This window comes from Myxococcota bacterium (assembly GCA_040387835.1).
Classification (GTDB): domain Bacteria; phylum Myxococcota; class UBA727; order UBA727; family JABDBI01; genus JAZKCZ01.
In genome coordinates this window covers 424,710-439,082 of the sequence record JAZKCZ010000002.1, presented here as the reverse complement: position 1 = coordinate 439,082, position 14,373 = coordinate 424,710, and the positions used below count along the sequence as shown (strand labels likewise).

At 48.9% G+C, this 14,373-nt stretch carries 14 protein-coding genes; 9 read left to right on the top strand and 5 right to left on the bottom strand.

Annotated elements, in window-relative coordinates:
• Positions 1-22 precede the first annotated feature (22 nt).
• From V4534_04815 to V4534_04795, 5 genes are all read left to right on the top strand, one after another.
• Positions 23-1,624 (top strand): AarF/UbiB family protein, encoded by a 1,602-nt coding sequence (locus tag V4534_04815; GenBank protein ID MES2504184.1) that lies wholly within the window; start codon positions 23-25, stop codon positions 1,622-1,624.
• Positions 1,625-1,703: 79 nt separating this feature from the next.
• Positions 1,704-2,525, top strand: a complete 822-nt coding sequence (locus V4534_04810; protein ID MES2504183.1) for a hypothetical protein — start codon at positions 1,704-1,706, stop codon at positions 2,523-2,525.
• A gap of 226 nt (positions 2,526-2,751) precedes the next feature.
• Entirely contained in the window at positions 2,752-3,198 is a 447-nt protein-coding gene (gene rplM / locus V4534_04805) for a 50S ribosomal protein L13 (protein MES2504182.1), read from the top strand.
• Positions 3,199-3,201: 3 nt separating this feature from the next.
• Positions 3,202-3,606, top strand: coding sequence for a 30S ribosomal protein S9 (gene rpsI, locus V4534_04800; protein ID MES2504181.1), 405 nt, complete (start codon positions 3,202-3,204; stop codon positions 3,604-3,606).
• A 93-nt stretch (positions 3,607-3,699) separates the two neighbouring features.
• On the top strand, positions 3,700-4,746 hold the full coding sequence (locus V4534_04795; protein ID MES2504180.1) for a class I fructose-bisphosphate aldolase: 1,047 nt from the start codon (positions 3,700-3,702) through the stop codon (positions 4,744-4,746).
• Positions 4,747-4,779: 33 nt separating this feature from the next.
• Here the strand turns inward: V4534_04795 and V4534_04790 are convergent, their stop codons facing one another.
• Entirely contained in the window at positions 4,780-5,031 is a 252-nt protein-coding gene (locus tag V4534_04790; GenBank protein ID MES2504179.1) for a zinc ribbon domain-containing protein, read from the bottom strand.
• On the opposite strand from V4534_04790, the gene ribA reads away from it, so the two are divergent.
• The 4 genes from ribA to V4534_04770 all read left to right on the top strand — a co-directional run bounded on the left by ribA (position 5,024) and on the right by V4534_04770 (position 9,001).
• Positions 5,024-5,662 carry a GTP cyclohydrolase II gene (gene ribA, locus V4534_04785; protein ID MES2504178.1) on the top strand — a complete coding sequence of 213 codons (639 nt, stop codon included), beginning with the start codon at positions 5,024-5,026 and terminating at the stop codon, positions 5,660-5,662. The genes V4534_04790 and ribA overlap by 8 nt on opposite strands.
• A 27-nt stretch (positions 5,663-5,689) precedes the next feature.
• Complete coding sequence (locus V4534_04780; protein MES2504177.1) at positions 5,690-7,408, top strand: arginine--tRNA ligase; 1,719 nt, start codon at positions 5,690-5,692, stop codon at positions 7,406-7,408.
• Positions 7,401-8,012: an SPOR domain-containing protein gene (locus tag V4534_04775; protein ID MES2504176.1), complete on the top strand. Its 612-nt coding sequence runs from the start codon at positions 7,401-7,403 to the stop codon at positions 8,010-8,012. The genes V4534_04780 and V4534_04775 overlap by 8 nt, the downstream gene beginning before the upstream one ends.
• 116 nt (positions 8,013-8,128) lie before the next feature.
• Entirely contained in the window at positions 8,129-9,001 is an 873-nt protein-coding gene (locus V4534_04770) for a prolipoprotein diacylglyceryl transferase family protein (protein ID MES2504175.1), read from the top strand.
• Here V4534_04770 and V4534_04765 read toward each other — a convergent pair.
• The 4 genes from V4534_04765 to V4534_04750 all read right to left on the bottom strand — a co-directional run bounded on the left by V4534_04765 (position 8,896) and on the right by V4534_04750 (position 14,373).
• Complete coding sequence (locus tag V4534_04765; GenBank protein MES2504174.1) at positions 8,896-10,185, bottom strand: MATE family efflux transporter; 1,290 nt, start codon at positions 10,183-10,185, stop codon at positions 8,896-8,898. The genes V4534_04770 and V4534_04765 overlap by 106 nt on opposite strands.
• A gap of 107 nt (positions 10,186-10,292) precedes the next feature.
• Complete coding sequence (gene dacB / locus V4534_04760) at positions 10,293-11,534, bottom strand: D-alanyl-D-alanine carboxypeptidase/D-alanyl-D-alanine-endopeptidase (protein ID MES2504173.1); 1,242 nt, start codon at positions 11,532-11,534, stop codon at positions 10,293-10,295.
• Positions 11,535-12,055: 521 nt separating this feature from the next.
• Positions 12,056-13,213, bottom strand: coding sequence for an acyl-CoA dehydrogenase family protein (locus tag V4534_04755; protein ID MES2504172.1), 1,158 nt, complete (start codon positions 13,211-13,213; stop codon positions 12,056-12,058).
• A 62-nt stretch (positions 13,214-13,275) separates the two neighbouring features.
• Positions 13,276-14,373: a S1 RNA-binding domain-containing protein gene (locus tag V4534_04750; protein ID MES2504171.1), complete on the bottom strand. Its 1,098-nt coding sequence runs from the start codon at positions 14,371-14,373 to the stop codon at positions 13,276-13,278.

Sequence of the window (14,373 nt, the reverse complement as noted above, 5' to 3'; positions counted from 1 at the left end):
CGGAATAACCCAAAGGATCAATATGTCTCAGCTCAGTCGTTTGTCCCAGATTGCCACAATTTTGGCTAAACATGGTTTTGCCTCCCAATGGGAGTCAAAGAACAATCAAATGCCAGCGCCTATCCGTTTTCGGAATCTGCTTCAGGAACTGGGCACGACTTATATTAAAATCGGCCAGTTGCTTTCAACGCGCTCGGACCTTTTGCCGCCTGATTTTATTGAGGCCTTAAGTACTCTGCAGAGCCAGGCGTCAGTCTTTCCGTTTGAGCAAGCTAGGGCTCAGATTGAGCAATCTCTTAAAAAGCCGATTCATGAGCTATTCGCTTCGATTTCTGAGGAGCCGCTGGCGAGTGCGTCGGTTGCGCAGGTGCATGAAGCGGTGCTGCTCACGGGTGAGCGGGTGGTGATTAAGATTCTAAGGCCGGGCATCCGCGAGCAAGTTCGGGAAGATGCGGCATTGTTTATCAATATCATTCAGGTTTTGGGCTGGTTTGTTCAAGAAGTGACCGAATTTGGGGCCAAAGAGCTGGCTTATCAATTTACCCGCAGTTTGACTGCCGAACTGGATTTTATTAACGAAGCCAAGCATCTCAAAGCTTTCGCGCTTAATAACGCGGGCAGGGAAGGCGTAAAAATCCCCAAGCTCTATGAAGCGTTGAGTAGCTCCGAAATTATGACTTTGGAGCACATTGACGGCAGGCCGATCAGCGCACTCGTTGGTGAGCCAGAGTTGGCCGAGCAAATGGTTGAGCTGCTCTTAGAGCTTGAATTTCACCAAGTTTTTTCGGATGGGCTTTTTCATGCAGACCCGCATCCAGGCAATATTTTGATTACGCCGGACAATCAGATTGCCTTTATCGATTTTGGCATGATGGGCAAGCTGGCCAGGGATCATCAAGAACGGCTCTTGATGATTTTGATCGCTCTGGCTCTTAAAGACCCAGATACTTTGGCCCGCCAGCTGATTTACTTAGGCAATCCAGACAAGCGGGTGAACTTGCAACGCTTCAGAGAAGCGATTCGCAGTTTATTAGATAGGTATGTTGGCCGGGCGATTTCCAGCATTGAAGCAGGCTCGTTAATGGCTGACATGTTGCATGCGGCCATGGAATTTCAAATTCGCTTGCCCAAAGAGTTTGCTTTGTTGACCAAAATGTCGATGACTTTGGAAGGCATTGTGCGGCTGCTTCATCCAGGCCTAAACGTCGCGAGCCGCTTGGCTAAGCATGCAGAAGCTTTGTTTATCGAGCGCTTAGATCCTAGAAACCTCAAGGGTTCTGGCCTGAAAACTGCCTTGCAGTTAGCCATGCTTAGCCAGGACTTGCCGCAGCAAATCTATCAGACCTTTAGCGATCTCCAGCGCGGCGAGCTACGCATGGAAGTGGCGTCGCCTGATTGGGCGAAGCTGGATAGGACTTTGAAAGTCCTGGCGGTATCGGTTACAGGCGGTTTAGCGAACATGGCCGTTATTTTAGGTGGATTTTACATATTCGATAGAAATCCGACTTACGCCGTCATCCTATGGGCGCTGTGCGCGCTATCAACCGCCAGCAGCTTTGTTTGGATTTTTTTAGGTGGCAAATTGCCTAAGTTTTCATTTAAACTTCTCAGCAGAAAAAGCTGAAATAAGCTTGAATGTCTCTTCACTCCCGGGGTACCTATATCTGAGAAGGCATATATTTGTGCCCAAGGAGAAACATTTTGTGAAGAAAATTACTCAAAAGCTCTTGATGGCTCTAGCTGTATCAATTGCAGCAATGCCTGCGATGGCTATTCAAACCTCTACCCCCACCGCTTTCATACCGGTTCCAGTCAGTGAAGATGCTCCAACGCGATTTTTTGTTGGCTTGGACAACGCGAACGTTTTTTCCGGCGGTAAAAACGGGTTTCAATCAGATGGCAAAATAGGTTTGATGAACCTCCAGCTGAATCTTGGCCTGATATATAACGTTGGGATGGGTCTTGATGTTGGCTTTGGTCTCCACGGCGGTGCCCAATCTCCTTATGGCATGTTCTTTGGCGATGTTGGCGTTAGCGGCTCGGATCGTTATGGATATATGTTGGGTGGGGATGTTATGATCCGCTACGTAGCCATGCTCAGTGATGTGTTTTTTGCTGGATTGCAAGGTCAAGTCGGCTATAACTACAGCTCAGCGCCCGGCATACCGGATTCATTTTATGCCGCTCCTTCTCCTTTTACAAAAAGTATAAATCACTTCATTCCTGTAGTTGCAGGTTTGGTGCTAGGAGTTGGCTTTGAGAACGCAATCCAGCTCTATTTGTTCCCCGCGATTGAATTAGGCCAAACTGGCAACTATACGAACTCTGCAAACCATCCGGTCGCTGCAGCGGATCTAAACACAGGTTTATGGAAAAGTGCAATTGGTATGCAAATGCCTGTTGGTATCGTTTTCCCAATGGGTTACAGCAAGGTCATTGTTCAAGTTAAACCACGCATTGCTAACTTCCAAAATAAAGACAGCTGGGGTCTAGATCTATACACCGGCGCTTCTTGGGATTTCTAAAACCTCACCCTAAATCCCTCTCCAATAACTTGGAGAGGGACTTGAAAACCTGATTTCCTCCCCTCTCAAGTTGCTGGAGAGGGGCTGGGGGTGAGGTCTCCTGCTTGACAAATATCGCTTAAGCGGGCACGTTCCACCTACTTAAAAACTTGAGGAAACCGATTTGGGACCGCTCAAATTGCTTTCTCCGTAACGCGTCACGATGACGTGAGTAGGAAATGTTAACATGAAGACCCCTAGTATTTCAGAGAAAGAGATCACCCGTCAGTGGTTTCTGGTTGATGCCACGGATGCCGTGGTTGGACGTTTGGCAAGCCGTATTGCTTCCGTTTTGAAAGGTAAGCACAAAGCCATTTACACACCCCACCTAGATACAGGTGATTTTGTGGTGGTTGTGAATGCAGATAAAGCCAGATTTACTGGTAAAAAAGAACAAGAAAAGCTTTACTGGCACTATACCGGCTTTCCAGGTGGTGAGCGCTCGATTACCCCAGCAGCACAGCGTGACAGACATCCTGAACGCGTGATGTTGTCGGCTATCAAAGGCATGCTTCCAAAAGGTCCTTTAGGTCGCGAAATGCTAAAGAAGCTGAAGGTCTATGTCGGAACTGAGCATCCTCATGCTGCCCAACAACCTAAAACGATTACTTTCTCTTCTAAAAAGGTGGCCTAACCCATGACAACAAACGCAAATACAAAATTTTATGCAACTGGCCGTAGAAAGGTTGCTGCTGCTCGTGTCTGGTTGAAGCCAGGTACAGGCGTCATCACCGTGAACGGTCGCGCCAGCCGCGCTTACTTCTGCCGTGAAGTGCTGCAGATGATGATCAACCAACCATTCGAAGCCAGTGAAACCGTTGGTCACTTTGATGTGACTGCAACGGTTTGCGGTGGCGGATTGTCTGGTCAAGCCGATGCCGTTCGTCACGGTATCTCCAGAGCTTTGAGCGTGATGAACGATAGCGAACATCGCCCTGCTTTGAAGAAAGGCGGCTTTTTGACACGTGACTCTCGTATGGTGGAACGTAAGAAATACGGTCGCTCTGGTGCACGTAAACGCTTCCAATACTCGAAACGATAAAATTTCGAATTTGGTTACGAGAAAAAGGGCTCCTTCGGGGGCCTTTTTTTGTGCCCCTGGACAATGGGCTCGTTGTTGCGGTACGAAAGCGTCATGACTTCTATTCACCAAGTGCTTGGCGCTGATGCTTCTTTGCTTGATTATGAATGCAAAACGATTGGAAAAGAACGTTTGCATCTGCCAGGTCCAGATTTTATTGATCGGGTGATGTCTCAGACCGATCGAACACCAACGGTTTTGAGAAATTTAGCTTCCTTGTATCATCACGGTCGCTTAAGCGGTACAGGCTACGTCAGCATTTTGCCTGTAGATCAAGGCATCGAGCATTCTGCCGCCGCATCTTTTGGCCCGAACCCAGATTATTTTGACCCGGCGAATATTTTGGAGCTTGCGATTGAAGGGGGTTGCAATGCGGTTGCGACCACTTATGGCGTTTTAGGCGCTGTGGCCCGCAAATACGCGCATAAGATTCCGATGATTCTTAAGGTGAATCATAGTGAGCTTTTGTCTTACCCGAATCAGCCTGACCAGGTTTGCTTCACCACGGCGCAGCGTGCGTTTGACATGGGTTGTGTGGGCGTTGGCGCAACGGTTTATTGGGGATCGGAAAATTCTAAGCGGCAGCTTCAAGAAATCAGCGATCTCTTTGCGGCAGCACATGAGCTTGGGATGTTTACGGTCTTATGGTGCTACGTGCGTAACCCGGCGTTTACCAAAGATGGGATTAATTACGAGGGCGCGGCGGATCTGACTGGCCAGGGGAATTATTTAGGCGTTACCATTGAAGCGGATATTATTAAACAAAAGCTGCCTGATAGAAACGGCGGCTTTACGGCGCTTAATTTCAGCAAGACTTCTAAAGCAATTTATGGGGAAATCTGTACAGACCATCCGATTGATATGACGCGGTATCAGCTGGCTAACTGCTTTATGGGCCGAGCGGGACTGATTAATTCTGGCGGGCCTTCGGGGAAAGATGATTTGAAGCAGGCGGTGCTGACAGCGGTAATTAATAAGCGGGCTGGTGGGACAGGGTTGATTTCAGGGCGTAAAGCGTTTCAAAAAAGCCGGAAAGAAGGTGTGCAGCTTTTGAACGCGATTCAAGATGTTTATTTGGATAAGAGCGTGACGATAGCGTAAAGTTTTACCCTCTCCCACGGAGTGGGAGGGTAGTTAGGCGGCTTGGCAGGGGGCTTTGACCGTACCACAGCCTGGCTTCTCGCAAGCTGCAGCTGGTTTTGCGGACGCATAGCCCTCATTGTACCAACCGCCGCCTTTTAGCTGAAAAGAAGTGTGGCTAATGGCTTTCTCCATGCCGTTTTTTTGTGTACAAGCAGGGCATTGGTCCGGCGCGGGGTCATTGGCTTTTTGAAGGACTTCTTCTAGATTGGCGCAATATTTGCAACGGTATTCATAAATGGGCATATCAAATCCTCACACCTCTAAAATAGACACGGCAGTGCCAATGGTCAAGCGGCTTGGCTTCTATGCTCAAACAACTTTGCCCACGCGGCATGGTTTGTTTAACTGCATGATTTTTAGAGATGATGAGGGCCGTGAGCATGTGGCTATGGTGAAGGGCGCTTTGGCGGGTGCAGAAGATGTGGTGTGCCGCATTCATTCGGAATGCCTGACCAGTGAAGTGTTTGACTCCCAAAAGTGTGATTGCAAACAGCAATTGGACGCCGCCTTGGATAGGATTCAAAAATGCGAGCGCGGTGTATTGCTTTATCTCAGGCAAGAAGGTCGTGGTATTGGCCTAGGCAATAAAATCAAAGCCTACGCCTTGCAGGAAAATGGCCTGGACACAGTGGATGCGAACGAAGCTTTGGGGCTTCCCGTAGATGCCAGAGATTATAATTTGGCTGCAGAAATGCTGAGCTATCTTGAAGTCTTATCGGTTCGGCTTTTGACCAATAATCCACTGAAGGTTCAGGGATTGCAACAGGCCGGTTTTAGAGTGGTGAGAGAGCAGTCGACTGCGAAGCTGGTATCGGAGCAGGCCGCACAGTATGTGAGTGTAAAGCAGAAAAAGCTTGGACACTTTGAAACATAGGTGTAGGTGTCAAACAACAGGATATTTATGATTGAGCAAGCGATTAAGCAGGTTTTGCAAGATACAGTTTTGGCGCTTTGGCCTGAAATCCAAACAGTCAATTTTACCGTTGAGTTACCTAAAAATCCGGATCACGGCGATTACGCCACCAATCTTGCCATGGTGTTGACCAAATTGGTCGGCATGCCGCCGCGCGAAGTTGCGGGCAAACTAATCAGCAATCTTAAAGATCCGGTCGCTTTGATCGAATCGGCAGATATAGCTGGACCTGGCTTTATTAACTTTCGCGTTTCAAATGCTGCGCTGCAAAAAGTAGCTGTTCACGTGCTTGAGCAGGGCGCGCATTATGGCGTTCACCCGCAAAATGGCCAAAAAGTTTTGATTGAGTTTGTTTCGGCAAACCCGACCGGACCGCTGCATTTGGGCCATGCAAGGCCTGCCTTCTTAGGTGATGGTGTGGCACGCATTTTGAAAGCCGCCGGCTTTGATGTGACCCGTGAGTTTTATATCAACGATGCGGGCAACCAAGTTCAGACCTTGGGCAAAACCGTTTATGCTCGGTACCAAGAGCTTTTTGGCCGAACGATTGAGCTGGGCAAAGATTCCTACCCGGGTGAGTATGTTATCGAAATCGCTCGGAAGCTAAAAGCACTCGATGGCGACAAATGGCTGGATAGAGATGACTATTTGCCAAGATGCATCGAAGTCGGCATCGCGGAAAATCTAGCTAATATTAAAGAAACGCTCAAGTCCGTAGGCATCGAGTTCGACTCTTGGTATTCCGAACAGTCCTTGCATGACAAGAATGCGATCGAGCATGCCATCGAACGCTACCGGGAACGTGGCATGCTCTATGAAGCGAGTGAGGCAGAAGGCACCAGCGACAAAGTTCGCCGCGAGGAGAGCAAGTCAGCTCAGTACGCGCATCAGCAAATTGGCGGAACTTTTTTAAAGACCAGTCAGTTCGGGGATGAAGAAGACCGAATTATTCTCAGGAAAGATGGCACATCTGTCTATTTGGCAGCCGATATCGCTTATCACCAGGAAAAATTTGAACGCGGGTTTGACCGATTAATCGATGTGTTCGGGGCAGACCATGCAGGTCATGTTCCCCGAATGCGTGCTTGTATGCGGGCGCTAGGTTTAGACGACAAAAAACTCGATTTTCTCTTAGTGCAAATGGTGAAGTTGCTCAAAGATGGCCAAGAGATGCGTTTCTCTAAACGCTCTGGTCAAATCATCGAGCTCAAAGAGTTTATTGAAGAAGTCGGCATCGATGTGGCGCGGGTGGTTTTCTTGATGCGCTCGCCTAATACGCAGTTTGATTTTGATTTGAACCTGGCTCTGAGTCAAAGCAGCGATAATCCAGTGTTTTACTTGCAGTATGGGCATGCCCGGATGGCGACCATCTTATCGAAAGCAGAGTTTTTGGGGGTTAACACCGAAGCTTTGAAACGGTTGGTATTACCTGAAGAGCGGAACATGTTGAAAAAGATGGCTGCATATCCGGATGTTATTCTGACTGCAGCGCATCACATGGAACCGCATCGCGTTCTGTTTTATTGCCAGGATTTAATTGGCGAGTTTCATGCGTATTTCACACAGTATCGCCACAGTGAGAAAATTATCTCCGATGATGTAGAGCTAACTCAAGGGCGCTTGGCGTTGGTATCTGCATTGAAACAAGTTTTGGCCAATGCGCTCAGCTTGCTGGGAATTTCTGCGCCGGAGTCGATGCATGCTTAGACAAGGTTTAATCATCGCTGGATTCGGCGTTTTACTGGGCCTGTTTTTCATCGCCGGCAGATGGACCGCCTCTGGGGGGACTATTTCAAACGATGACACCCCGGTGAATCGTGAAAAGGCGCTTAAGGCGGTTCAAGATGAGCTGAAATATACTTATTATAGCGAGTTGCTTAAAAGGCCAAGCGATGAGCCACCAGAAGCGGTGAGCTCCGAAGCGGAAGTTAGCGTGCCGGTATCGCCGATGCAGCCTCCGCCGGCGCCATTGCCTGTAGAAAAGCCATCGCCAGACAGAATGGCGCAAGCATTGGCCAAGGTGCTGGGCAACGAGACGCCTGATTCGGTGAAGTCGGTGATTAAAGAATCACTGCCCGCAGGTACAGGCTCACCTTATGCGATCCAGGTGGCATCATTGCCAAGTCGCAGTGCGGGGGAAGAATTGGTAAAACGTTTGCAGAAAAAGGGACATGCGGCCAAATTGGTGCAAGCGGAAATTCCGGGCAAAGGCAGCATGTACCGGGTGCGTATCCATGGTTTTAAAACCAGAGAAGAAGCGGATAAATATCGCGAAGAAAAACAGATTGAGGGAATTACGGTAGGGCAGTAACCTCACCCCCAGCCCCTCTCCAGTACCTGGAGAGGGGAGAAAAAGCGGATTGATTTAGGGTGAGGTCTCTCAAAAACGCTTGCTATCTATCCTTTAAAGCTTTTATCGTACCTTCCATGCATCCAAATCTGTTTATGATCCCCATCATCGATTGGCCTGTTCGCACCTATGGCGTGATGGTCCTCATCGGCTTTCTGCTCGCTTTATACATCTCCAGCACCCAAGCGAAGAGAGAAGGTCGCTTTTACCACGAAGTCCAAGATTACGCCTTCTGGGCGCTGCTCGGTGGCATGCTTGGCGCTTGGATGCTGTATGTCATCGTTAACTATCGCGAAATGTTCTTCGAACAACCATTTGTGATTTTAAGCTCCGGCATCAAGTTTCCCGCTTGCTTGGCCATTTGGCGCGGCGGCGCGCATTATGTTGGTGGATTTATAGGTGCCATCGTAACGGCGGTTATCTATTGCCGCCAACGCGGGCTGAAATGGGCGCCGTTTTTCGATGCGCTTGCCTTAGGCGTTCCGGTGGCGATGATTTTCGCTCGCACGGGTTGCATTGCGCAAGGCTGCTGCTTCGGGGCGCCTTTTAGTTGGTTGCCTTTGGGCATGATTTACGAAGCAGGCAGCTACCCGTACCGCATGATGGCTGTTGAAGGCTTCAGGCTCGGTCTGCAAACGCCGCTTTTGTTCCCCAGTGAAATAGCCGAAGGCGTGGGTTCCTTGATTATCTTTGCCGCATTGGTGGTTATCCGTGGCCATAAACGCGCGCACGGCCAAGTTTTCATGAGCTATATATTTTTATACTCGATTCTACGCTTCGCTCTCGAATATGTCCGCGGTGATACCGAACGTGGTTTTTGGCTAAGTGGCCTATTGACCACCAGTCAGATTGTTTCCTTGGCGGGCGTGGTGATCGCAATCGCTTGGTGGTTTTTCCACCGCCCGGAATGGAAGCGCCACTGTGTTCCCAATACCAACACCGCTTCGTGAGCAATGAGCGACAGCCACATGCCAAAAACGCCCATCTCAAGCGTGATGCCAAACAGATAGGCACAAGGCACCATCACAAACCAGCTGCTCATAATGAGCAAAACCATGGTGAACTTGGTGTCACCCGTGCCATTGAGGGCGCCAGCTGTAACCAGCGAAAACGCTGACAAAATTTGGTAGCCACCAACCAGCATCAAAATTTGGCAGGCCATTTCTAAAACTTCGGTGTTTTTCTGAAACAGTGAAACCAATGGCATCGGCAACAGCAAAAACACCAAACCCGTCACTGCCATAATGGTAACCGAAAGCTGTATGGTAGACCAATAAGAGCGCTTGAGCGCTGGAAAATCCTGAGCCCCTGTACATTGCCCTGCTAAAACGCAAGCTGCCTCGGAGATGCCGTAAACTGGCAACAAGCTCAATGACATGATCTTGGTGGCGATTTGATTGGCCGCAAGTGGTGTTTCACCCAACCTCGCAATCAGTACAATGACAAAAGTCCACCCGCCGGTATCTAAAAGCCAGCGAATTCCTACCGGTATACCTAAAACCAATAATTTTTTGATCAAACCAAAACGGATCTTTAACTGCACGCCAAAAGTCTTTAAAAACTTGCCCAGGATAATCATCATGCCCAGTACGTCCGCAATAACGGTCGCGTAAGCAGAGCCAAAGATGCCATAAGCGGGGATTGGCCCCAGCCCAAAAATCAATACCTGACTGGCCAAGACGTTAAATACGCACATGAAGATGTTGACCTGCATGGGTAGCTTCATGTTGCCGGTGCCTTGATAATAACTAGACAGAGCCAGCGTCACAAACCAAAAAGGGGATGCCCAGAGTCTTAAGTTAAAATACTCCTGACTCATTACCTGCAAACTTTCTGGCGCGCCAAAAATATCAAAAATAAGCGGGCTAAAAAATGTAATGCAGACCACTAAAAAGCCAATCGGAAAAGCGAGAATCAGCCCTTGCCAGCCCGCCTGGGTGGCCACTTTAGGCTGCTCAGCACCTACGGCCTGGGACACCACAATCTTCACGCTTTCAAAAAAGCCGATAAAAAACGAGTTGATTAAGAACATCACTGAGGTGGACATGCCCACCGCAGCAAGTTCCTTAATGCCGAGTTGTCCCACCATGATGGTATCGGTGAGATCCATGATAGTGAACGAGAGCATCCCCATGACCAAGGGCCAGGATGTCTTAATGACTTGTTTTAAGCTTCCAGATTGGTGCATAAATTATATATTCTAATCTTAACATGCGATTTGATTGAAAGTCTATCACACCGTTAGAGCGATCCCAAAATATGCTCCAGCCAACGCTGAAGCTCATGAGATGTGCTTTTATTTTCGTTCGCAAAGACCGTAAAAGCCACGGTTTCGCTGGTTTTGGTGCGGAAATACCCTGTGAGGGCTTTAACGCCCGTCATATAACCCGTCTTAGCCCGGATTTTGCCTTTAAAGGACTCTGCGAGAAACACATTCTTCAGAGTTCCATCTTGGCCAGCGATGGGTAGTGCGGCGGTAAATTCAGGAGCGATTTGAAAATCATTGGCAACTCTCACCAAAAATGCGGTCATTTGGGCAGGGGTAATTGCATTTTGCCTTGATAATCCAGAGCCATCGACGATTCGGTGTCCCAGCCCTACGAAGTCTTCTATTTTTTGCAGACCTTGTTCAAAATGCCCATTTCCTAAGGTTTTCAGTACCGCTTCATTGCCCAAATTGCGTGAGAACTTGGTGTAGTTGATCAGCATTTCTGACAGATAGGGCGAGAAAGAGGTGGTGATGGGCGTTAGACCTGACGGCACAAACCCTTCTTGGATTTCGCCCTTTACCTTTACCCCGGCTTTTTGCAGTTGTTCTTTAAATAGAAAGCCAGCCCAATCCGGCGGATTCATGATGGCATAAGTTTTGTACTGAGGGCGGGTCACTTTGGGGATGGTGCCTTGGACAGCAATTCCCAGCCCCTTAAGCTCGTAAGTTGTTTTGGTGGTGGTCAGAGTGACATATTTGGTGAACGGCTCTAGCAAGACTTTCCCGCCTGGCAAAAAAGTCAGCACCAATCGATTATAGTCGACATTAATGCCGGAAATGGGCGCTGCGAAACCCTTGCCCATATCTTCGTCTTCCCAACCTAAACCAAAATAGTTGCGGTCGAAAACGGAATCATCCACAATAATATTTTGGATGGGCTCTTTGACCAGTTGCTTAATACGAGCACTGATATCGCTCAAGCGATGCGTCGAAAACTCCGGATCGCCACTGCCTTGCAGGTACAAATCGCCTTGGTGATAATAGACCTTCGTTTCAAATTGATAAGATGGCTTTAAAATCGCCAACGCTGTAGCCACGGTAAAAATTTTAAGTGTGCTGGCAGGTATAAAAAGCTCATTGGGATTTTGTTCGTATAGAACTTTCCCCGATGTTAACGAACGCACTTGGATACCAATGTTTGCCCGAGGAGTTGCAATGGGAGCGACGGTTTTACAGCCTGCTAATAATAAAAAAATAATTACGAAAAAATGCATTTTCTCTTGTTGCAGGTGGTATTAATGGCGTCCAGTTAAAAGTGTCTTCGCGGGTTGGCCGACCACATCGCTACTGACCGGTGCACCACAATAATATTCTGCACCGCCAATGTCCAGAGGTTGAAACGGGAGCTGACACCAAGCATAGGTATTCCCAACATTATAGCCAGGCATCGCTCTTTTACAGATACCCACCGGTGGAGGGGGGTCTCCGCCGGTCGATTTTAGTTGATAAGTAAAGCAAACCTGAGGCTGCCCGTTTACTTCGGCACAGGGATTTGAGCCACTGCAACTTGTTTGACAGATTTGTACCTGATTTTGAAATTGTGATGAAACGCTGGTGTCGCAAACAGTGCCAGCATCTGGACAACCATTGTCATCACCAAAACATAGTTTTCTGCAAATCCCGTTGGGATCGCAGACTGGAGCTGAGGCTGGACATCCAGCTGCCGTTGGGCCTAACTCCGGATTACACGTGATGGTCGTAGAACAATTGATAAAAAATATCGCCCCGAGTGCTGCTAGTCCAAACCTCCACATAAATCTAAATCCCCCGCTTTGCTTAAGTCTACCGCAATGTTTTTTTGGTGCGCCTCTAAGGTGCCACCACCAATTTCTAACAGCTTAGCATCCCTCCATAGGCGCTCTGCAACATATTCCGCGACATATCCGTTGCCGCCCAAGACTTGCATGGCTGAATCGGCTAGTTTTTTCGCCATCCGAGCCGCGATTAGTTTAACCCCATCACTGTCTAAACGGCTCATGTTGCCTCGGGCAGTTTCGTAAACATATGCACGAGCAGCTTGATATTCGGCATAGCTATCCGCGATGTGTTGCTGAATTTGGCCAAACTCGGTAAGCTTTTTGCCGAAAGCTGTGCGCTCGTTGGCATAGTTGATCATAATCTTGAGCGATCGCCGGCCGATGCCTAGGCCCATGGCTGCCAGTGTTAGGCGTTCCATAGCCAAGTTTTTCATCATGTGCTTGATGGAAGCGCCTTCTTCACCTACGCGGTTGGCCATGGGAACTTGGCATTGCTCAAATACCAACTCGGCGGTGTTGGATGCCCGCATACCGGTTTTGCCTTTGATTTTCTGACCCACGCTGTAGCCGGGGCAGTCTGGGGTAATGATAAAAGTGGATAACTTGGTGCCGGTTTTGGCGTAGAGATAGACAACATCGGCCGGGGCGCTGTCGTTGTCCAGCACGCCATTGGTAATCCACATCTTGCGGCCGTTGACAATATAATGGTCGCCTTGAAGGGTGGCGGTGGTGGTCATGCCAAGAACATCTGTGCCAACGCCGGGCTCAGACATGGCCATGCAGCCCACCCACTCACCGGAGCATAGTTTGGGCAGGTACTTGGCTTTTTGCTCTACGCTGGCGTTGTTAGCGATATTATTCACGCACAACATTGCATGAGCTAGGTAGGCCAGGCATAGGCCGGGGTCTGAATAGGAAAGTTCTTCGTGAGCGATGACGGCGGCTAAGGGGTCCATATCGGAGCCGCCGAATTCGGCAGGTGCGGTGATGCCTAAAAGGCCAACGGACGCGAGTTTTCTAAAAAGCGCTAGGTCGAAATGCTCGTCTCGATCACGGACCAATGCGCCAGGCTCGATTTCTTTAGAGACAAAATTTTGAAGCGTTTGTCGAAGGAGTCGATGTTCAGAATGGCTCATAAAACCTCGGGAACCTCACCCTAAATCCCTCTCCAGAACCTGGAGAGGGGTCGGGGGTGAGGTCACATTTTTTTCATCAAATCGCCCAGGGTACCCAGGGATTTCACTTGAGATGGCTTGTGACTGGGTTGCTCTGGCGCTACTTGCTCAGACTCCGACCCTGGCTCACGCAATGTCAGCGACACGCGCTTAGTCACCGGGTCTGCTTCCAAGATACGCACAGTCACTTTATCGCCCACTTTCACCACTTCTTCCGGATGTCTAATGCGTTTGGCGCTAAACTCACTAATATGAATCAGCCCATCTAGGCCTGGAAATAGCGATACGAACGCGCCGTACTGTTCAAGGCGCGCCACGGTTCCTTCCAGTTGAGCGCCAGTGACCAAAGATGCGCCGTAAGTTTCGAAAGGATTAGGCAGTGCGGCTTTCAATGAAAGCGAAATGCGCATTTGGCCATGACGCTTGTGGTCTGGCTCGATCTTCATGATTTGCGCAACGACTTTATCGCCCACGGTTAGCTTACCAAAACCTAGTTCAGACTGAGGAATCAGGCCCTCAATGCCGCTGTCCAAGTTCACGAATACGCCGAAATCAGCGATTCTTGAGACTGGCACTTCGACTTTATCGCCCACTTGAAGTTTGCTGAGCAATTCACGTGTTTTTTCAGCGCGCTCTTTTTGCATGAGCGATTTACGATTCAAGGTGATTTGTTTGCCATTCGATTGTGTAACAATAAAAGAAAGCGTCTGGCCAATAAATTGCTTGGGGTCTTCGATGTAGTTAATATCAAGCTGACCCATGGGGCAAAAAGCTTTTTGACCGGCGATGTCGACTTCTACGCCGCCGCCGTTCACCGAAACCACTTTGCCTTCCACCAAGGTGCCGCTTGGACCAGCTGCTTTGCTGCCTTTTTTGGTCAGCCAAATTTGGTCATCCATCGATGCTACCGTGGCTTCTACCACTTGGCCGATTTCGGGGTTGGTGAGTTCGGTGAGCGAGATCATGGCTTCATTCTTGGCGCTTAAGGCCACAAAAGCAGTATCTTTTGACAAGTGAATGATCTTTCCCCGAACTTTGTCGCCAGGTTGTAATTCAAGCCTTTGTACGTCTTCAGAAGCATTCAAAAGCGAGGCAAAATCACTATTTTCGTTCCAGGTCAT